At 70.1% G+C, this 19,643-nt stretch carries 15 protein-coding genes and 1 rRNA gene; 9 read left to right on the top strand and 7 right to left on the bottom strand.

Features of this window, described 5'->3' with window-relative positions:
• A 5S ribosomal RNA gene (rrf, locus tag ACF1CT_RS22805) occupies positions 1-98 on the top strand; the annotation flags it as partial.
• A 174-nt stretch (positions 99-272) separates the two neighbouring features.
• On the opposite strand, the gene ACF1CT_RS22800 is transcribed toward rrf, so the two are convergent.
• Genes ACF1CT_RS22800 through ACF1CT_RS22780 form a run of 5 tightly spaced genes read right to left on the bottom strand, consistent with a single transcriptional unit; the run spans position 273 to position 5,687 of the window.
• Positions 273-1,583, bottom strand: a complete 1,311-nt coding sequence (locus ACF1CT_RS22800; protein ID WP_391785742.1) for a DUF58 domain-containing protein — start codon at positions 1,581-1,583, stop codon at positions 273-275.
• Between the two features lie 10 nt (positions 1,584-1,593).
• Positions 1,594-2,595, bottom strand: a complete 1,002-nt coding sequence (locus ACF1CT_RS22795) for an AAA family ATPase (RefSeq protein WP_391785741.1) — start codon at positions 2,593-2,595, stop codon at positions 1,594-1,596.
• Positions 2,592-3,800 carry a DUF4350 domain-containing protein gene (locus tag ACF1CT_RS22790; RefSeq protein WP_391785740.1) on the bottom strand — a complete coding sequence of 403 codons (1,209 nt, stop codon included), beginning with the start codon at positions 3,798-3,800 and terminating at the stop codon, positions 2,592-2,594. Before ACF1CT_RS22790 ends, ACF1CT_RS22795 begins: the two co-directional genes overlap by 4 nt.
• Positions 3,797-4,480, bottom strand: a complete 684-nt coding sequence (locus ACF1CT_RS22785) for a DUF4129 domain-containing protein (protein ID WP_391785739.1) — start codon at positions 4,478-4,480, stop codon at positions 3,797-3,799. Before ACF1CT_RS22785 ends, ACF1CT_RS22790 begins: the two co-directional genes overlap by 4 nt.
• 4 nt (positions 4,481-4,484) lie before the next feature.
• The gene (locus tag ACF1CT_RS22780) at positions 4,485-5,687 is read right to left on the bottom strand and encodes a glycerophosphoryl diester phosphodiesterase membrane domain-containing protein (protein ID WP_391785738.1); all 1,203 of its coding nucleotides are present in this window, start codon (positions 5,685-5,687) and stop codon (positions 4,485-4,487) included.
• 140 nt (positions 5,688-5,827) lie between these two features.
• On the opposite strand from ACF1CT_RS22780, the gene mtnA reads away from it, so the two are divergent.
• From mtnA to ACF1CT_RS22745, 7 genes are all read left to right on the top strand, one after another.
• A complete protein-coding gene (mtnA, locus tag ACF1CT_RS22775) occupies positions 5,828-6,973 on the top strand; it encodes an S-methyl-5-thioribose-1-phosphate isomerase (RefSeq protein WP_391785737.1) in 1,146 nt (381 codons plus the stop codon).
• 4 nt (positions 6,974-6,977) lie between these two features.
• Positions 6,978-7,667: a two-component system response regulator MtrA gene (mtrA, locus tag ACF1CT_RS22770; protein ID WP_187438793.1), complete on the top strand. Its 690-nt coding sequence runs from the start codon at positions 6,978-6,980 to the stop codon at positions 7,665-7,667.
• 1 nt (position 7,668) lies between these two features.
• Entirely contained in the window at positions 7,669-9,693 is a 2,025-nt protein-coding gene (mtrB, locus tag ACF1CT_RS22765; protein WP_391785736.1) for an MtrAB system histidine kinase MtrB, read from the top strand.
• A gap of 85 nt (positions 9,694-9,778) precedes the next feature.
• A complete protein-coding gene (locus tag ACF1CT_RS22760; protein WP_391785753.1) occupies positions 9,779-11,545 on the top strand; it encodes an LpqB family beta-propeller domain-containing protein in 1,767 nt (588 codons plus the stop codon).
• Between the two features lie 133 nt (positions 11,546-11,678).
• Positions 11,679-12,413 carry a ComF family protein gene (locus ACF1CT_RS22755; protein ID WP_391785735.1) on the top strand — a complete coding sequence of 245 codons (735 nt, stop codon included), beginning with the start codon at positions 11,679-11,681 and terminating at the stop codon, positions 12,411-12,413.
• A 330-nt stretch (positions 12,414-12,743) separates the two neighbouring features.
• Complete coding sequence (gene hpf, locus ACF1CT_RS22750; protein ID WP_391785734.1) at positions 12,744-13,433, top strand: ribosome hibernation-promoting factor, HPF/YfiA family; 690 nt, start codon at positions 12,744-12,746, stop codon at positions 13,431-13,433.
• 186 nt (positions 13,434-13,619) lie between these two features.
• The gene (locus ACF1CT_RS22745; protein WP_391785733.1) at positions 13,620-14,393 is read left to right on the top strand and encodes a response regulator; all 774 of its coding nucleotides are present in this window, start codon (positions 13,620-13,622) and stop codon (positions 14,391-14,393) included.
• A 138-nt stretch (positions 14,394-14,531) separates the two neighbouring features.
• On the opposite strand, the gene ACF1CT_RS22740 is transcribed toward ACF1CT_RS22745, so the two are convergent.
• Both ACF1CT_RS22740 and ACF1CT_RS22735 read right to left on the bottom strand, forming a co-directional pair.
• Positions 14,532-15,707, bottom strand: coding sequence for a winged helix-turn-helix domain-containing protein (locus tag ACF1CT_RS22740; RefSeq protein WP_391785732.1), 1,176 nt, complete (start codon positions 15,705-15,707; stop codon positions 14,532-14,534).
• Between the two features lie 102 nt (positions 15,708-15,809).
• On the bottom strand, positions 15,810-16,433 hold the full coding sequence (locus ACF1CT_RS22735) for a GNAT family N-acetyltransferase (RefSeq protein WP_391785731.1): 624 nt from the start codon (positions 16,431-16,433) through the stop codon (positions 15,810-15,812).
• A 239-nt stretch (positions 16,434-16,672) separates the two neighbouring features.
• Here ACF1CT_RS22735 and secA point away from each other — a divergent pair, with 239 nt between their 5' ends.
• Positions 16,673-19,492, top strand: coding sequence for a preprotein translocase subunit SecA (gene secA, locus ACF1CT_RS22730; RefSeq protein WP_391785730.1), 2,820 nt, complete (start codon positions 16,673-16,675; stop codon positions 19,490-19,492).
• Positions 19,493-19,643 lie beyond the last annotated feature (151 nt).

The raw sequence follows: 19,643 nt of genomic DNA, 5'->3' as shown, positions 1-19,643 counted from the left end.
GGGAAACGCCCGGTTACATTCCGAACCCGGAAGCTAAGCCTTTCAGCGCCGATGGTACTGCAGGGGGGACCCTGTGGGAGAGTAGGTCGCCGCCGGACTCCTTTTGTGGGAAAGCCCCGTGCCCTTGTGGCGCGGGGCTTTTTCGCGTTCACAGGACTTTCTGAAGCCTCCTTGCCTCCCCCGTTCACTCCGTGTTCGCAGTGTTCGTAAGCAAGGCATGGCTCGGCCTTCGCAACGCAGGAGAGCTTTCCCTCAGCAGTCGGTGGGTGGGATCAAAGACGGCCTTCTCGCTTGAGGGCCAGGTAGGCATCGGCAAGAGCCGGAGCAAGGTCGTCCGGAGCAGCGTCGACGACTACAGCACCGTGGCGTCGCAATGTGTCTGCGGTACGGATCCGCATTGCTTGCGCCTTGGCGCCGGCTGCCGCCTCGTAGACAGCGTCCACTGTGCCTCTGGCCGTCGCCATCTTCGTGATGTGGGGGTCGGCCACCGAGGCCACCAGGACGGTGTGGCGCTGCGTCAGTCGAGGCAGGACCGGCAGCAGTCCTTCCTCCACGGGCGTCGCGTCCAGGCCCGTGAGGAGCACGATCAAGGAGCCGCGAGGCGCATGGGCAAGGGCGGCGGCACAGAGACCCCGGGCATCCGTTTCCACCAGTGCCGGTTCGATCGGTGCCAGCGCGTTCACCATGGCCGCGAGAGCCTCTCCGGTGGACCTGCCCTGGACACGGGCCCGGAGCCCGCGGTCGTAGGCGAGCAGGTCCACACGGTCACCCGCACGGGTGGCGAGGGCAGTGAGAAGCAACGTCGCGTCCAGCGCCGCGTCGAGGCGGGGTACGTCCCCGACACGGCCTGCCGAGGTGCGGCCGGTGTCCAGGACGACAAGGATGTGGCGATCACGCTCGGGCCGCCATGTGCGCACGGCGACGGCGGACTGACGTGCCGTCGCCCGCCAGTCGATGGAGCGGGTGTCGTCGCCGGGAACGTAGTCACGCAGGCTGTCGAACTCCGTGCCTTCACCACGGGTGAGCGCACTGGTGCGGCCGTCGAGTTCGCGAAGCCGGGCAAGGCGTGACGGCAGGTGCTTGCGACTGGTGAAAGGCGGCAGGACACGTACCGTCCAGGGGACGACGTGGCTGCCCTGGCGGGCCGCGAGCCCCAGAGGCCCGAACGAGCGGACGGTGACCCGGGCGGCCCGACGGTCGCCGCGGCGCGTCGGTCGCAGGAACGTGGTCAGCCGACGGCGTTCTCCCGCCGGGACCGTCACGGCGTGTCGGGAAGCGGTCCGGTCCTTCCCGGTGGGCCAGCTGCTGGGCGGCCAGGCATCACGCAGATGCGCCCGAAGCCGTCGACGGGAAGGATTGGTTACGGTGAGTTGTACCTCAGCGGTCTGGCCCAGTCGAACGGTTGTATCACCAGATCGGGTGAACTGAAGCGTTCGCACTGGTGCGGCCAGGGCGTAGTCGCACAGAATAGCTAGGGAAAGCGGTGCGTTGACCGCGAGCATGCCCGTCCAGCTGGGCGCCAGGATGCCTACGGGGAGTGACCCCAGAGCGGCCAGGAGGGCGGTACGTCCGGTAAGGGCCATGGTCAGCGCCTCATCGGGGTACGGGGACGTGCGCGAGGACCGAAGTGATGACGGAGTCGGGCGTGACTCCTTCCATTTCGGCCTCGGGCCGCAGGTGGATGCGGTGACGGAGTGTGGGGAGTGCGAGGGCCTTCACGTCATCCGGAATGACGTAGTCGCGGCCGGTGAGCCAAGCCCAGGCACGAGCGGTCGACAGCAGAGCGGTGGCGCCTCGGGGGGAAACACCGAGGGAGAGCGAGGGGGACTCGCGCGTGGCACGACAGATATCGACGACATAGCCGGCTATCTCGGCAGAGACCTTGGTCCGGGCGACTGCGTCACGAGCGGCTTCCAGGTCGGCCGGTCCGGCGACGGGGCGTATGCCCGCTGATGTGAGATCGCGCGGATCGAAGCCCTGGGAATGGCGGGTGAGAACGCTGATCTCGTCGTCACGGGACGGCAAGGGCACGGTCAGCTTCAGGAGGAAGCGGTCCAGCTGTGCCTCGGGGAGGGGGTAGGTGCCCTCGTACTCGACGGGGTTCTGCGTGGCCGCGACAAGGAAGGGGTCGGGCAGGGAGCGGGGAATGCCGTCGACGGTTACCTGGCCTTCCTCCATCGCTTCCAGGAGGGAGGACTGCGTCTTGGGCGGTGTGCGGTTGATCTCGTCGGCAAGGAGGAGATTGGTGAAGACGGGGCCCGGCTGGAAGGAGAACTCGGCAGTGCGGGCGTCGTAGACCAACGAGCCGGTGACGTCGCTGGGCATCAGATCCGGAGTGAACTGGACGCGTTTGGTGTCGAGTTCGAGCGAGGCGGCAAGAGCCCGGACCAAGAGGGTCTTGGCCACGCCGGGAACGCCTTCGAGGAGCACATGACCTCGGCACAGCAGGGCGACGACGAGTCCGGTGACTGCCGGGTCCTGGCCGACCACGGCCTTGGCGATCTCGGAGCGCAGTGCTTCCAGGGACGCGCGGGCCGTGTCGCCGTCCGCGAGGGGTTCGGTGGTCCCGGCGGACGCTGGGGGCGAGGCGCTCATGAAGTGCGTACCTCTCTTTCGAGGGTGTCGAGTTGATCTGCCAGTTGTACGAGAGCGGCGTCGTCGGACGGAGCGGAGCCGAAGAGAAGGGCGTGCAGTTCGCCGTCGGTGCCACCGAGACGGGCGGAGACGGCGGGGACCAGCGCAGCGGCGGAGTGAGCATCTCCGGAGGAAACACCGACGAGGGAGGCGAGACGGCGACGAGAGGCGGAGCGCAGCGAGTCGGCGGCACGGCCGCGGGCATTCGCCTTGCGGTAGAGGCGAGCCCGGCCCTCGGCGGACTCGGAGGCTCGGACGGCGACCGGGAGCCGTTCGGTCACCAGAGGGCCCAGACGGCGGGCGCGCCATAGGGCGGCCAGCGCGGCGGCGCACGCGAGTTGCAGAGTGCCCCACAGCCAGCCCTTGGGGATCAGGTCGGTGAAGCCGCGATCGCCTCGGCCGTCGTCGTCCACGCCGTTTCCGGAAGCAGTACCGCTATCGGCAAGTGAGGGGAGGTACCAGACCAGATGAGGGCGGGAACCGAGGAGTTGCAGGGCGAGGGAGGCGTTGCCCTGGTTGCCGAGTCGGGCGTTCTGAAGGAGGTCGGACGAACCGAGGAGAACCGTGTCCCCGGCGCCTTGTTCGAACAGAAGGAGGGTGGGGCTCCCGTCGCTCGGGAAACAAGAGGCGGTGGCGGGGGCGGACGCCGTATAGCGGTAGCCGCCCGTTTCGACGGGACCGGCGCCGCGGGCGGTCGGCAGGGTGCACCCGGGAGCACGGACCGACGCCGGTCCGGCGGGTTCTGCGCGGACGCCGGGGAGCAGTGTGCCGACAGAGGTCGGGCCCGGCGCGAGAAGGACGGTGCGACCGGCCGAGTGCGCGGTGCGGACCCGGAGTTCGTCCTGCTGCCGGGAGGTCAGCAGGTCGGGAGAGGTGACGAGCAAGGTGGTGTCGGGACCGCCCCGGTTCGTGGCGGCGTCGAGGGTGGTGACGACACGGACGGAGACGCCCCGTTCCTTGAGGAGCTCGGCGACCGCCCGACTGCCGTTGCGGTCGGCGGAACGCGGATCGAGGCGGCCGTGCTGGTCGCCGGAGCGCACAGTGGCCAGGGCGATGCCCGCGCCGACGAGTACGAGAAGGGCGAGCAGCAGACCGCGGGCGCGGGACCAGACCTGGCGTGGGGTGGTGGAAGCCGAGGTGGTGGGGACAGCGGTGGCCTCGGTCATCCGGCCGCTCCCCGGGCAGCCGTCAGGAGCGGCTTCGTGGCTTCGACGTCGAGGTCCAGGGCCCGCACGGTCAGATATGCCTGCTGGTCCGTGGTGCGTCCGCCGTATGTGACGTCGTCGAACGCCCGGGCGGCGGCGCGGAGGCGCGTGGCGTGCGAGGGCAGTGGACGGGCGGCCTCGGCGGCGGCCTCGTCGGCCGTGCGTCCGGGACGGGGGTCGAGCAGGGCGCGTTCCTCCAGCGAGCGGACGATGGCGCGCATGCGCTCCTGGACCGCTTCGTTCCAGCGGTCGGCGGCGGCGTGGGTCTCGGCGGCGGCCCGATGCTCGGCAGCGGTGCGGGGGCTGTCGTCGAAGAGGGTGTCGGGGGTGCGTACGACGCGGTGCGGAGTGCCGAGCCGCCACCAGAGCGCGGCCACCAGCCCGACGGCGACCAGCACGAGCACGACAAGGCCGACCGGGCCGCCCGGTGCCGCACCGGAGGCCGCGTTCAGGAGGCCGCCGATCCAGTCCCAGAGCTGGTCGAGGCCGCGCTGGAGAAGGCCGGGATCGTTCTCGTGGTACATCGGCTTGGACAATTCGCGCTCGGCGGCCTCGCGGGCAGGTGCCCGCGGAGTGTCCACGGGCACGTCGCCGCTCGCACGGATCAGCAGTCGTGTTGTTGATGCCCCCACCCCCGACACGGCATCAGCTCCCGTTGTCGTAGCCGGGCAGGCCCGCTGCCCGGGCGAGTTCGAGGTCGAGGGCCTCGCGGCGGATGCGCTGATCGATGTAGAGCAACGCCATCACACCGGCGGAGAGCGGGTAGGTGATCGTCGCCGTGATGATCTGACCGATACCGGAGATGATCAGGAACGACCAGCCGAAGTGCGCGGAGCCGTCCATCAGGAGCGAGTCGGCCCCATTTCCGTCCACGACCATCGCGATGACGGTGAACGGGATGGCGATGATCGTGGCCACGATGAGGGTCAGCAACCAGGTGAGGGCCAGGATGCCGAAGGTCCGCCACCAGGCGTTCCTTACCAGCTTCGCGGAGCGGCGCATGGAGGCTGTGATCGATTGGCGTTCCAGCATGAGCGCCGGGGAGGCGAGGCAGAAGCGGACCATCAGCCAGAGGACGACGACGGCCGCGGCCACGAAGCCGACCACGATGAGCCCGGCACCGGCCGTGGAACCGATCAGCAGGCCGGGCAGCAGTCCGACGGCCATGATCGCGGCGCTCATCAGGGTCAGCAGCAGTGTCAGGCCGAGCAACTGAACGATCCGGGGCCGGGCCTCGGACCATGCTTCGGAGAGGGTCACCGAACGGCCCAGCACCGAGCGACTGATCACCACGGTCAGTACGGATGTCGTGAGGAGTGTGGCTATCAGCGTGACGAGCGCGGACGGAATGCTGTTGACCAAAGAGGACTGGGCGGAGTCGGCGCTCTGCCGGAGTGCTTCCGAGCCGGTCGCGTTCGGATCGATCGTGGGCGGGGCGGGCAGCAGGTAGCGCTGCATGAGAATCGTGGCGAGCTGGGCGACCACGGACACGGTCAACGTGATGCCGAGCACGGTGCGCCAGTGGGCACGCATCGTGGATACCGCGCCGTCGAGGATCTCGCCGACACCGAGTGGGCGGAGCGGGATGACGCCGGGCTTGGCCGCGAGGGGCGGCTGTCCCCAGCCGGGCCCCTGGGGCCCGCCGCCCCAGCCGGGAGCAGGTCCCGGCACTCCGGGACCTGTGCCGGGAGGGCCCGGCTGCGACCACTGCCCGGCCGGGGGCTGCGTGGGGGACCAGTTTCCTGCCGGGCCGCTGCCGTCGACGGGCCGGGAAGGCCGGGGAACGTCGGCCCCCTGGCCCTCGGAGGGGGCAGATCCGGGCGAGGCCCAGCCCGGAGTGTCGTTCATTCTCGCTCCTTAACGGTGCTGTCCGCTCATCGGCACGGCAGGTTGGCAGCCATCGTGCCACGCGCAGCTCCGGTCCGGGCCTGGCGCCGTATCTCCTCGGTGGCTTCATTTGCGGGTGGCTCACCGGGCAGACTGGGCGGATGGCTGATCAGGACGCGCAACCGCCGGTGGGCACGGAGCCTCCCGCGCTTTCCGTACTTCGCTGGGCCGAGCCGCCGGAAGGCCCCGTGCTGGTGCTTCTCGACCAGACGCGGCTTCCGGCCGAGGAGGTCGAGCTGGTGTGCACCGACGTCCCCGCGCTGGTGCGGGCGATCCGTTCGCTGGCGGTGCGCGGCGCGCCGTTGCTGGGGATCGCCGGGGGCTACGGGGTGGCGCTCGCGGCCGCCCGGGGAGAGGACGTGGCGGCTGCCGCGGGGTTGCTTGAAGGGGCGCGGCCCACCGCGGTGAACCTCGGGTACGGGGTGCGACGGGTCGCGGGCGTGTACCGGACCGTCATGGAGAAGGGCGCGGATTCCGGGCGGGCTGCCCGGGCGGCGCTCGCCGAGGCCAGGGCGTTGCACCGGGAGGATGCCGAGGCCAGTGCGCGCATGGCACGGTACGGGCTCGTGCTGCTGGACGAACTGCTGTCGGGCGGCGGGCATCAGTTGCTGACCCATTGCAACACCGGGGCGCTCGTCTCGGGGGGCGAGGGCACCGCCTTCGCCGTGGCGCTCGCCGCGCACCGGGAGGGGCGGCTGCGCCGGCTCTGGGTGGACGAGACGCGTCCGCTGCTGCAGGGCGCCCGGCTGACCGCGTACGAGGCGGCACGCAACGGCATGCCGTACAGCCTGCTCACGGACAACGCCGCGGGGTCGCTGTTCGCCGCGGGGAAGGTGGACGCCGTGCTCATCGGGGCGGACCGCATCGCCGCGGACGGCTCGGTGGCGAACAAGGTGGGGAGCTATCCGTTGGCGGTGCTCGCGAAGTATCACCACGTACCGTTCATCGTGGTGGCGCCCACCACGACCGTGGATCTGGACACCCCGGACGGTGCGTCGATCACCGTGGAGCAGCGGAGAGGGGACGAAGTGACCGAGTTCACAGCGCCGCGGGCCGGGGCCGGCGGGGACGAAGCCGGTGGTGTGCGTGTGGCACCCGCCGGGACCACCGCGTACAACCCCGCGTTCGACGTCACACCGCCGGAGTTGGTCACGGCGATCGTCACGGAAGAGGGCGCGGTTTCCCCGGTCACCGGGACCGGACTGGCAGAGCTGTGTGCCAGATCATCACAGGTAACGATTAGCTAATGGGATGATGTCGATTATGAAGGGACGCGTCCTTGTCGTCGACGACGACACCGCACTTGCCGAGATGCTCGGGATTGTGCTGCGTGGTGAAGGGTTCGAACCGTCGTTCGTAGCGGACGGCGACAAGGCACTTGCCGCATTTCGTGAGGCCAAGCCGGACCTGGTCCTGCTGGATCTGATGCTGCCCGGCAGGGACGGCATCGAGGTCTGCAGGTTGATCAGGGCCGAGTCGGGTGTGCCGATCGTCATGCTCACTGCCAAGAGCGACACGGTCGATGTGGTGGTGGGTCTGGAGTCCGGGGCCGACGACTACATCGTGAAACCGTTCAAACCCAAGGAGTTGGTGGCCCGGATCAGGGCACGTCTGCGGAGGTCCGAGGAACCGGCACCGGAGCAGCTCGCCATCGGGGACCTGGTCATCGACGTGGCCGGTCACTCCGTGAAGCGGGAGGGCCAGTCGATCGCGCTGACACCGCTGGAGTTCGATCTGCTGGTCGCGCTCGCGCGCAAGCCGTGGCAGGTCTTCACCCGTGAGGTGCTGCTGGAGCAGGTGTGGGGGTACCGCCACGCCGCCGACACCCGGCTGGTGAACGTCCACGTGCAGCGCCTGCGCTCCAAGGTCGAGAAGGATCCGGAACGGCCCGAGATCGTGGTGACGGTCCGAGGGGTCGGTTACAAGGCCGGACCGAGCTGACATGTCCCAGGGTGGCGCTGCTCCGCAGCCCGGGGCGTCGGCAGCCCGTGCGGAGCGGGCCGCCGCTTCCGGACACAGGGGGTCCCGGGCCGGACGGCTTCTGCAGGGTGGCCGGCTGTTCCACGACCGGGCGCCCGGCGGCCCCGTGCCGCGGCTGCTGATGCGCTGGGTACGGCGTCCGCTGCTGCCCGCCGTGCGGCTGTGGCGCCGCAACCTTCAGTTGCGGGTCGTCGCGGGCACGCTGCTCATGTCGCTCACCGTGGTGCTGCTCCTGGGGCTGGTCGTGATCGGGCAGGTGCGCAACGGCCTGCTCGACGCGAAGGGCAAGGCCGCCCAGACACAGGCCGCGGGTGGTTTCGCCGCAGCCCAGGAGAAGGCGAACGCTCCGCTCAACCGGGGAGGCCAGGGCGGCGACACCGCGGACGGCACGACGGCCAACAACTCCTGGCGGACCGAGCTCGTCGACCAGCTCGCCAGTGGTGGCAAGAACGCCTTCAACGTGGTGGCACTCAGCGCGGACGACGGCACCCGTGCGCCGCGGGGCTCGGGCAGTGTGGACGCGGCGAGCGTCCCGCAGCGGCTGCGGGACAAGGTGAACCAGGGCTCCGGGGCGTTCCAGACGTACTCCGAGATCAAGTACGCGAACGGGCCGGATTCGGAGCCCGGACTCGTCGTGGGCAAGCGGCTGTACGACATCGATCACAACCCGTACCAGCTCTACTACCTTTTCCCGCTGACGCAGGAGGAGAAGTCGCTGACCCTGGTCAAGGGCACGCTGGCGACCGCGGGACTGTTCGTCGTCGTGCTGCTCGGGGCCATCGCGTGGTTCGTGGTCCGGCAGGTCGTCACGCCCGTGCGGATGGCGGCGGGCATCGCCGAACGGCTCTCCGCCGGCAGGCTCCAGGAACGGATGAAGGTCACGGGTGAGGACGACATCGCCCGGCTCGGTGAAGCCTTCAACAAGATGGCGCAGAACCTGCAGCTGAAGATCCAGCAGTTGGAGGAGCTGTCCCGGATGCAGCGGCGGTTCGTCTCCGACGTGTCCCACGAGCTGCGGACACCGCTGACCACCGTACGGATGGCCGCCGACGTCATCCACGAGGCACGCAGTGACTTCGATCCGGTGACGGCGCGATCGGCGGAACTGCTCGGGGACCAGCTCGACCGGTTCGAGTCGCTGCTCTCCGACCTGCTGGAGATCAGCCGGTTCGACGCGGGCGCCGCGGCGCTGGAGGCCGAACCGATAGACCTGAGGCAGGTCGTGAACCGGGTGATCGGCGGGGCCGAACCGCTGGCCGAACGCAAGGGCACCCGGATCAGAGTGGTCGGCGACGGGCAGCCGGTGATAGCGGAGGCCGACGCGCGACGGGTGGAGCGTGTCCTGCGCAACCTCGTCGTCAACGCGGTCGAGCACGGTGAGGGCCGGGACGTCGTGGTGCGGATGGGGGTGGCCGGTGGTGCGGTCGCCGTTGCCGTCCGGGACTACGGGGTGGGGCTCAAGCCGGGCGAGGCCACCCGCGTGTTCAACCGCTTCTGGCGTGCCGATCCGGCCCGGGCGCGGACGACCGGCGGCACCGGGCTCGGGCTGTCCATCGCCGTGGAGGACGCCAGGCTGCACGGCGGCTGGCTGCAGGCGTGGGGCGAACCAGGCGGGGGGTCGCAGTTCCGGCTGACTCTGCCGCGTACGGCGGACGAGCCGCTGCGCGGTTCGCCGATACCGCTGGAACCCGAGGATTCCCGGCGCAACCGGGAGAACCGCGGGAGGGCCCTGCCGGCCGGTACCGGGGACGGACACCGGCTGGCGGCGGTCCCGGTCCAGCCCGGGGCCGGCGACCGGCCCGCACTGCCGGTGTCCGCCGCGACCGCCCGGACGGCGCCGGCCTCGGTCCATCCGGCGGCCCTGCCCGGCAGCGGTGCGCGGGTGGTGGCGCGCGCCGCCGAGGACCGGCCGGGCGGGAGCCCCGGGGGCGGCATCGACTCGGAGACACGGAACCCGGAGTGGGGGGACACGGATCGTGGGCGCTGACCGTCACAGGGTCGGGTACGGACGCGTACGGGGGGCGTTGGCGCTGTTCGGGTCCGGTGTGGTGCTGCTGTCCGCGTGCAGCTCCATGCCCACGACGGGGGACGTCAAGCCCGTCGACGGCCCGCCGCTCGGTGATTCGCAGGTGCAGGTGTACGCCGTGGCACCGCGTGCCAACGCCACCCCGAACGAGATCGTCGACGGCTTCCTGGAGTCCATGACCAGTGATGACCCGAAGTTCGAGACGACGCGCCAGTACCTGACGCAGCGGGCGCGGGGCACCTGGCGGCCGAGTGCGTTCACGACGGTGCTCGCCGAGGCGCCCAATCGGAGCGACCGCCCGTTGAACGACAACGATCCCGGCGTCACGGAGCTCGCCTACACCCTGACCGGCGAGAAGGTGGCGACGGTCGACGGCCAGAGCGCCTATCAGCCGCTCGCCCCCATCGACTACAACGAGACGCTGCACCTGGTGAGGGAGGACGGGCCGGACGGCAAGGAGTGGCGCATCGACGTGGTGCCCGACGGACTGCTGCTGGGCCAGTCTGACTTCAGGCGGCTCTACCGCTCGGTCGACAAGTACTACTTCGCCACCGGGCGGACGGGGGAGCGGCCGACACTGGTGGCCGACCCCGTCTATCTGCGCAGCCGGACGGACCCCGCGACCCGGATGGACACCGTGACCCAGGCGGTCCGCCGTCTCCTGGCGGGCCCGACCGACTGGCTGCGTCCGGTGGTCCGCTCCGGTTTTCCCCCGGGCACGGCGCTGAAGAAGGGGGTCACGTCGTTGCCGGCCGACGACAACAACGTGCTGAGCGTTCCCCTCGGCAAGAAGGCGGACGATGTCGGGCAGGGGACCTGCCGCATGATGGCCGCACAGATCCTCTACACCGTGCGGGATCTGACGTCCGCGCGGATCGAAGAGGTCCACTTGCAGCGTTCCGACGACTCCAAGCTGTGTGTGCTTGCGGCGAACGAGGCCGAGGAGTTCGCGTCGGACGGTTCGTCGAGCGGGTTGGACAGCCAGTACTTCGTCGACGCCAAGGGGCACATGGAGCGGATTCCCGGCAGCACGAGGGGCGGCGGGACTCCCGAACCGGTGTCCGGTCCGTTCGGCTCCGCGCTGCGGGCGGGCGAGATAGCCGTGGCCCGCGACGAACAGTGGGCGGCGGCGGTCTCGTACGACAAGACCTCCCTCTACACGTCGTCCATCGTCTCGGACAACGAGCTTTCGGCGGCCCTGGTGATCAGCAGGGGCAAGAAGGAACAGGACCGTCTGTCGGCGCCGAGCTGGGACGGCCGGGGCGATCTCTGGGTGGCCGACCGGGATCGGGGCGGACCGAGGCTGCTGCGCCTGGTGGGAGGCACCGGGAAGCCGCAGGAGGTCGAGGTGCCGGGTCTCGGCGACGGCCGGATCGAGGCCCTGCGGATGTCCGCGGACGGTGTGCGCATCGCGCTCCTGGTGACTCAGGACGGCCACACGACCCTGAGGATCGGCCGCGTCGAGCGGCACGGAGAGGGCGAGGAGCAGCAGGTCTCGGTGGTGGATCTGCGCCAGGCCGCACCGCAGTTGACGGATGTCACGGCGATGTCGTGGTCGGGCCGGAGCCGCCTCGTGGTGGTCGGCAGGGAGCAGGGCGGCGTGCAGCAGGTGCGCTATGTGCAGACGGACGGTTCGGCGCCCGCGTCGGGGGCGCTGCCCGGGCTGAACCAGGTGTTGTCGATCGCGGCGGCGGACGACGAGCAGTTGCCGCTGATGGCGGCGACGCTGAGCGACGGGATAGTGAAACTCTCCCCGGGGGACAACTGGCAGGCGGTGGTCAAGGAGGGCACGGCGCTGGTCTACCCCGGCTGACGGCCCGGCCCGGCCGGGGAGAACGGCCGGTGCCGGCCCCGCCGGGGAAAGCGGTCGGTCGCACGGCTGTTTCCACCGTTCCGCGTTTTCCACAGGGGTGGCCGGGTCTTCCCGCGAAGCGCACAGTGGAGTCATGCGGGGATGGTGGCGGGAGATCTCCGGACTGGTCCTGCCGGTGTTCTGCGGTGGTTGTGGCAGGCCACGTGCGGAGTTGTGCGAGGACTGCCGGGCGGATCTGTACGGCGGGGTTCCGCGTCGGGTGAGGCCCGTACCGGAGCCCGCGGGCCTGCCGGTGGTGTACGCGGCCGCGGCGTACGCGAACGCGGTGCGCGCGGTGCTCCTGGCCCACAAGGAAAGGGGCGCGCTGGGGCTGACCGGGGCGCTCGGAAAGGCGCTGGCCGGGGCAGTTCGGGCCGCTGCCGGACATCGGGGCGCGGCGGGGCCGGTGCTGCTGGTGCCCGTGCCGTCGGCGCGTCGGGCCGTGGCGGCGCGGGGACACGATCCGATGCGGCGGATGGCGCTGGCCGCCGCCGGTGAGTTGCGGCGCGGGGGTGTGGCGGCCCGGGTGGTGCCGGTGCTTCGGCAGCGTCGCGCGGTCGTCGACCAGGTGGGGCTGGGAGCCCGGCAGCGGCAGGAGAATCTCGCGGGCGCCCTGGAGGTCGTGGCAGGGGGCGAGCGGCTCCTGGCCGCCGGGCGGGTGGTGCTGGTGGACGATCTGCTGACGACCGGTGCCTCGCTGGCCGAGGCCGCCCGGGCGACCGGCGCGGCGATGGGCGGTGCCCGGGGGCGCGGGACGGCTTCGCACGGCGGGGGACGGGCGGCCGTTGTCGCGGTCTCTCCCTCGGCCTTCGAAATAAACCGGAACTGATCGTGAACGTGCATCGTTGCTGGTAGTGAGTGAGCAAAAAGACCTGAACGGAGGTACGTGCGAGTAGCGGGTGCCGAGATCCGGCCGGGCAGGCTATGTTCGGTTGTGTGAGGAATGGCGAATGCCGGACCTCAATGAATGCACCACCAGGTTTCGGGCAGGTAGCTCACCGACAGTTCGTAAGCAGGAATGCCGGCGGGGTCGAGATCCCACCGGCGGGGGAGCAGGAGGTGGCAGTCACCGAGTCCGCGGCTCCGGTCGTCACCGGGGCCTGGTGCAAAAGGGAGATGCTCCGCCACCGAGCGGAGCGATCCGGGAACGGAGTTCTGCGTGGACATCGTCGTCAAGGGCCGCAAGACCGAGGTGCCCGAGCGGTTCCGCAAGCACGTGGCCGAGAAGCTGAAGCTGGACAAGATCCAGAAGTTCGACGGCAAGGTGATCAGCCTCGACGTCGAGGTGTCCAAGGAGCTGAATCCCCGTCAGGCCGACCGTTCCGACCGGGTGGAGATCACGCTCCGTTCGCGTGGGCCGGTCATCCGGGCCGAGGCGGCGGCGGGCGATCCGTACGCGGCGCTGGACCTGGCCACCGGCAAGCTGGAGGCGCGGCTGCGCAAGCAGCACGACAAGCGCTACAGCCGCCGCGGCAACGGCCGGATCCCCGCCGCCGAGGTGGGCGAGATCGTTCCGGGCGCGGCGTCGTTCAACGGTGAGGGGGAACTGGTCCCGGGCGAAGAGGACCAGGCCGTACCGACCACCAGGTTCGGCTCGCTGGAGGTGCAGGGCGAGGGGCCGCTGGTGATGCGCGAGAAGACGCACGTCGCCGCACCGATGTCGCTCGACCAGGCGCTCTACGAGATGGAGTTGGTCGGGCACGACTTCTACCTGTTCGTCGACTCCGAGACGAAGGAACCCAGTGTCGTCTACCGACGGCATGCTTACGACTACGGTGTCATCCACCTGAGGACCGACCCGCTGGCCGCCGATGGCGCGAGCGGTGCGGGCGGCGCGCTCGGCGGCTGACGCACCCCTTCCGCGGTGCCCCCGGAGCGTCTGTGTGCTACCGGGGGCACGCGTGTGCGGAGAGCGGGATCACCGCTCCGGCGCCCGGGCATGAAATCATGTCGTCCCAAGCCAACCGGTGTTCTGTGGACTGCCGTTGGCGGACCGTTTGCGAACTTCAGGCCGTGGCCTTCAGGGGGAGAAACGATGGCGGACACCTTCGGGCCCGTGCGCGACGCGAACCACCGCGACGCGAACCGTCGCGACGCGCATCACACCGACGATCGCGCCGGTGCGGACGCGGACGGCGGTTTCCGCAAGGAACCGATCCGGGTCCTCGTCGTGGACGACCACGCGCTCTTCCGCCGAGGTCTGGAGATCGTCCTCGCCCAGGAGGAGGACATCGAGGTCGTCGGCGAGGCGGGTGACGGCGCGGAGGCCGTCGACAAGGCGGCCGACCTGCTGCCCGACATCGTTCTGATGGACGTGCGGATGCCCCGGCGCGGCGGTATCGAGGCCTGTACGTCGATCAAGGAGGTGGCCCCCAGTGCGAAGATCATCATGCTGACGATCAGTGACGAGGAGGCCGACCTCTACGACGCGATCAAGGCGGGCGCCACCGGCTACCTCCTCAAGGAGATCTCCACGGACGAGGTGGCCACGGCGATTCGCGCGGTCGCCGACGGGCAGTCCCAGATCAGCCCTTCCATGGCTTCCAAACTGCTCACCGAGTTCAAATCGATGATCCAGCGGACCGACGAGCGTCGGCTCGTGCCGGCCCCGCGGCTCACCGACCGGGAACTCGAAGTCCTGAAACTCGTGGCGACGGGTATGAACAATCGCGATATCGCGAAGGAACTGTTCATTTCCGAGAACACCGTGAAGAACCACGTCCGCAACATTCTGGAGAAGCTGCAACTGCACTCCAGGATGGAGGCCGTGGTCTATGCCATGCGGGAGAAGATCCTGGAGATCAGGTGATTGGCCCGCGGGCGGGGTGAGGAAACCGGTCCGGACACCGGCGGGTGCGGTGTACGGGACACGGGCTCGCATGAGGATGTGGACCCATGCCGGGATGTGGACCCATGCCGGGACGAGGGCTCGTGCCGGGACGAGGGTTCACGCCAGGGCGCGGGCGAGTTCCTGAGCGAGCGGCCCGCGCAGTTCCGGTGCGTCCACCCGCTCCAGCCGGACATGCGTGCAGCCGACCCAGGACGCGGCCTCCACCAGGGCCGCGGCCATCGGCTCCACCGCTCCGCGGCCCTCCAGGGACACCTGGCGGGCGACCAGCGTGCTGCCCTCGCGGGCCGGGTCGACGCGACCCCGCAGTCGTCCTGCGGCCAGCAGGGGCATGGCGAAGTACCCGTGTATCCGCTTGGGCCTGGGGACGTAGGCCTCCAAGCGGTGTGTGAAGCCGAAGATCCGCTCGGTGCGCGCCCGCTCCCAGATCAGGGAGTCGAACGGCGACAGCAAGGTCGTGCGATGCCGCCCGCGCGGCTCCGAGGCCAGCGCCGCCGGATCCGCCCAGGCGGGCTTCGCCCAGCCCCGAACCGTCACCGGCACCAGGCCGGAGTCCGCCACCACCGCGTCGAACTGCTCGCCCTTGAGCCGGTGGTAGTCCGCGATGTCGGCGCGGGTTCCGATGCCCAGGGACTGCCCCGCGAGCGCCACGAGCCGGCGCAGGCACTCCGTGTCGTCGAGATCGTCGTGCAGCACGGCGTCGGGCAGGGCCCGCTCGGCGAGGTCGTACACCCGTTTCCAGCCGCGGCGTTCGGTGCACACCACCTCGCCGTACATCAGGGCGCGCTCCACGGCGACCTTCGACGCCGACCAGTCCCACCACTCGCCGCCGTTCTTCGCGCCGCCCAGCTCCGTCGCCGTCAGGGGGCCCTCGGCGCGCAACTGCTTGATCACCGTCTCGTAGGCGCCGTCCGGCAGGTCGTGGTGCCAGTGCGGGCGGTTGCGGTACGCGCGGCGGCGGAACGCGAAGTGCGGCCACTCCTCGACCGGCAGGATGCAGGCCGCGTGCGACCAGTACTCGAAGGTGCGGCCGCCCGACCAGTACGCCTCCTCGATCGTGCGCCGGCCGACCGCGCCGAGACGCGCGTAGGGAATCAGTTCGTGCGAACGTGCGAGCACCGAGATCGTGTCGAGCTGGACGGCGCCGAGATGCCGCAGCACCCCGGGGACCCCGGCCCGGCGGTTCGGGGCCCCCAGGAAGCCCTGGGCCCGCAGGGCGATCCTGCGGGCCCGGTCGGCGGAGAGTTCGACGGCGGGAGGCGGCACAGACGTCATGCCCGGCACCTTAGACGCAGGCACTGACAGCGGACCGCGGAATCCGTCGGCCGCCCGCCGGGAGCGCGGAGAGGACGGGCGGCGCGGTCGTACTGGGGACCTTCATCGCGCTGTCCCGGGGACGGCCCGGTCCGACGGGGGACCGGTGGGCCGGTCGGCCGCGGGCAGGTAGGCCCGGCCGCTCGGCAGCCCGAGATCGGACGGGAGCAGCGCACCGACCCAGGCGTCGCGCCGCACCCCCTTGTTGAGCAGCCCCGACCGCTGTTCGCCCTCCATCCGGAAGCCGGCCCTCAGCGCCACGGCGCGCGAGGCGGTGTTGCCGACCTCGGCCCGCCATTCCAGCCGGTCGCAGCCGAGCGAGGCGAAGGCCCAGCGGGCGGCGGACAGGACCGCCTCCGTCGCGTGGCCGCGGCCCCGGTGCTCCTCGGCGGTCCAGAACCCCACCTCGAACGTGTCCGGGAGGTTGCGGCGGGTGAGACCGAGGGCGCCCGCCAGGGCTCCGCCGTCGCGCAGCACCACCGCGAAGTTGTACATGGAGTCGTCCCGCCAGCCGTCCGGGCAGATCTCGTGGGCGAAGTGCTCCGCGTCGACGCGCCGGTACGGGGAGGGCACGACCGTCCAGCGTTGGATGGCCGGATCCTGACAGGCCGCGTGGATCCCGTCCGCGTCGGCATCGGTGAAGGGGCGCAGCAGCAGACGCCCGGTGGTGAGCGTGATCGGTTCCATGAACGGATTCTGGTGAGGCGGTGCCCGGGAAGCGAACACTTTTCGGACTTCCCGGCACCTTCGGAGCCCTCCGTCCGTTGACTCGGAGGGGACGGAGCGGTCGACGCGGCGGCAGCCCTCCCGGCGCGGCGGGGTCCTCGCTTACGATGGCCGTTGCGGTGGGGCCCGCCTGCCGTGCCCGCGCCAGCGTCCATCACACGACCCAGTGCCAGGCCCGACCGGCAAGGAGACCAGCCTCAGTGTCCGTCTTCAACAAGCTCATGCGTGCAGGCGAAGGCAAGATCCTGCGCAAACTGCACCGCATCGCGGACCAGGTCAGCTCCATCGAAGAGGACTTCATCAACCTCTCCGACGCCGAGCTGCGGGCGCTCACCGACGAGTACAAGGAACGGTACGCGGACGGCGAGAGCCTGGACGACCTGCTTCCCGAAGCATTCGCGACCGTCCGTGAGGCGGCCAAGCGCGTCCTCGGACAGCGCCACTACGACGTCCAGCTCATGGGCGGCGCAGCCCTGCACCTCGGTTACGTCGCCGAGATGAAGACCGGCGAGGGCAAGACCCTGGTCGGCACCCTGCCGACGTACCTCAACGCGCTGTCCGGCAAGGGCGTGCACCTGATCACGGTCAACGACTACCTGGCCGAGCGAGACTCCGAGCTGATGGGCCGGGTCCACAAGTTCCTGGGCCTGTCCGTCGGCTGCATCATCGCCAACATGACGCCGGCCCAGCGCCGTGAGCAGTACGCCTGCGACATCACGTACGGCACGAACAACGAGTTCGGCTTCGACTACCTCCGCGACAACATGGCGTGGTCGGCGGACGAGCTCGTCCAGCGCGGCCACAACTTCGCCGTGGTCGACGAGGTCGACTCGATCCTCGTCGACGAGGCCCGTACGCCGCTGATCATCTCCGGCCCCGCCGACCAGGCCACCAAGTGGTACGGCGACTTCGCCAAGCTGGTCACGCGTCTGACCAAGGGCGAGGCGGGCAACCCGCTCAAGGGCATCGAGGAGACCGGCGACTACGAGGTCGACGAGAAGAAGCGGACCGTCGCCATCCACGAGTCCGGCGTCGCGAAGGTCGAGGACTGGCTCGGCATCGAGAACCTCTACGAGTCGGTGAACACCCCGCTCGTCGGGTACCTCAACAACGCCATCAAGGCCAAGGAACTCTTCAAGAAGGACAAGGACTACGTCGTCATCGACGGCGAAGTCATGATCGTCGACGAGCACACCGGCCGTATCCTCGCCGGTCGCCGCTACAACGAGGGCATGCACCAGGCGATCGAGGCGAAGGAAGGGGTGGACATCAAGGACGAGAACCAGACGCTCGCCACGATCACCCTGCAGAACTTCTTCCGCCTCTACGGCAAGCTCTCCGGCATGACCGGTACGGCGATGACCGAGGCCGCCGAGTTCCACCAGATCTACAAGCTCGGCGTGGTCCCGATCCCGACCAACCGGCCGATGATCCGCGCCGACCAGTCGGACCTGATCTACCGGACCGAGGTCGCGAAGTTCGCCGCGGTCGTCGACGACATCGTCGAGAAGCACGAGAAGGGCCAGCCGATCCTGGTCGGCACCACCTCGGTCGAGAAGTCCGAGTACCTCTCGCAGCAGCTCTCCAAGCGCGGTGTCCAGCACGAGGTCCTCAACGCCAAGCAGCACGACCGCGAGGCGACGATCGTCGCCCAGGCCGGCCGCAAGGGCTCCGTCACGGTCGCGACGAACATGGCCGGACGAGGCACCGACATCAAGCTCGGCGGCAACCCCGACGACCTCGCCGAGGCCGAGCTGCGCCAGCGTGGTCTCGACCCGGTCGAGCACGTCGAGGAGTGGGCGGCAGCGCTGCCCGCCGCGCTGGAGAAGGCCGAGCAGGCCGTGAAGGCGGAGTTCGAGGAGGTCAAGGAGCTCGGCGGGCTCTACGTCCTGGGCACCGAGCGGCACGAGTCGCGGCGTATCGACAACCAGCTGCGCGGCCGTTCCGGACGTCAGGGCGACCCGGGCGAGTCCCGTTTCTACCTGTCGCTCGGCGACGACCTGATGCGGCTGTTCAAGGCGCAGATGGTCGAGCGGGTCATGTCGATGGCCAACGTGCCGGACGACGTGCCGATCGAGAACAAGATGGTGACGCGGGCGATCGCGTCGGCCCAGTCGCAGGTCGAGCAGCAGAACTTCGAGACGCGGAAGAACGTCCTGAAGTACGACGAGGTGCTCAACCGGCAGCGCGAGGTCATCTACGGCGAGCGCCGCCGGGTGCTGGAGGGCGAGGACCTCCAGGAGCAGATCCGCCACTTCATGGACGACACGATCGACGACTACATCCGCCAGGAGACCGCCGAGGGCTTCGCCGAGGAGTGGGACCTGGACCGGCTGTGGGGCGCCTTCAAGCAGCTCTACCCGGTGAAGGTCACCGTCGAGGACCTGGAGGAGGCGGCCGGCGACCGGGCCGGGATCACCGCCGAGTTCATCGGTGAGTCCATCAAGGACGACATCCACGAGCAGTACGAGGCGCGCGAGACGCAGCTCGGCTCGGACATCATGCGTGAGCTGGAGCGGCGTGTGGTGCTGTCCGTCCTGGACCGCAAGTGGCGTGAGCACCTCTACGAGATGGACTACCTCCAGGAGGGCATCGGCCTGCGGGCCATGGCGCAGAAGGACCCGCTGGTGGAGTACCAGCGCGAGGGCTTCGACATGTTCAACGCCATGATGGAGGGCATCAAGGAGGAGTCCGTCGGCTACCTGTTCAACCTGGAGGTCCAGGTCGAGCAGCAGGTCGAGGAGGTTCCGGTGCAGGACGAGGCCGAGCGGACCTCGCTCGCCAAGGAGGACCTCGTCCCGGCGGCGCGGCCGGAGATCCGGGCCAAGGGGCTCGACGCCCCGCAGCGTCCGGACCGGCTGCACTTCTCCGCTCCCACGGTGGACGGCGAGGGCGGGGTCGTCGAGGGCGACTTCTCCAGCGACGAAGGTGCCGCGGCGTCCGGCTCCGGCGGGATGACCCGGGCGGAGCGGCGCAAGGCGCAGAAGAGCGGTGGCGGCGGGCGCCGCCGGAAGAAGTAGCGGCACGCCGCTGCGTCGGCGTCGGCGGCATCGCCGCGCCGCCGGCACAGGCGGGGCTGTGGCCGGGGCCGGGCACCCTTCGTGGGTGCCCGGCCCCGGCCCGTTGTCGTTCTCCGCCCCGCTTCTCGTTCTCCGCTCTCCTCCCCTCTCC

Origin of the sequence: Streptomyces sp. NPDC014734, from assembly GCF_043083325.1 — a bacterium.
Lineage (GTDB): Bacteria > Actinomycetota > Actinomycetes > Streptomycetales > Streptomycetaceae > Streptomyces.
This window is presented reverse-complemented; position numbering and strand designations above follow the sequence as displayed.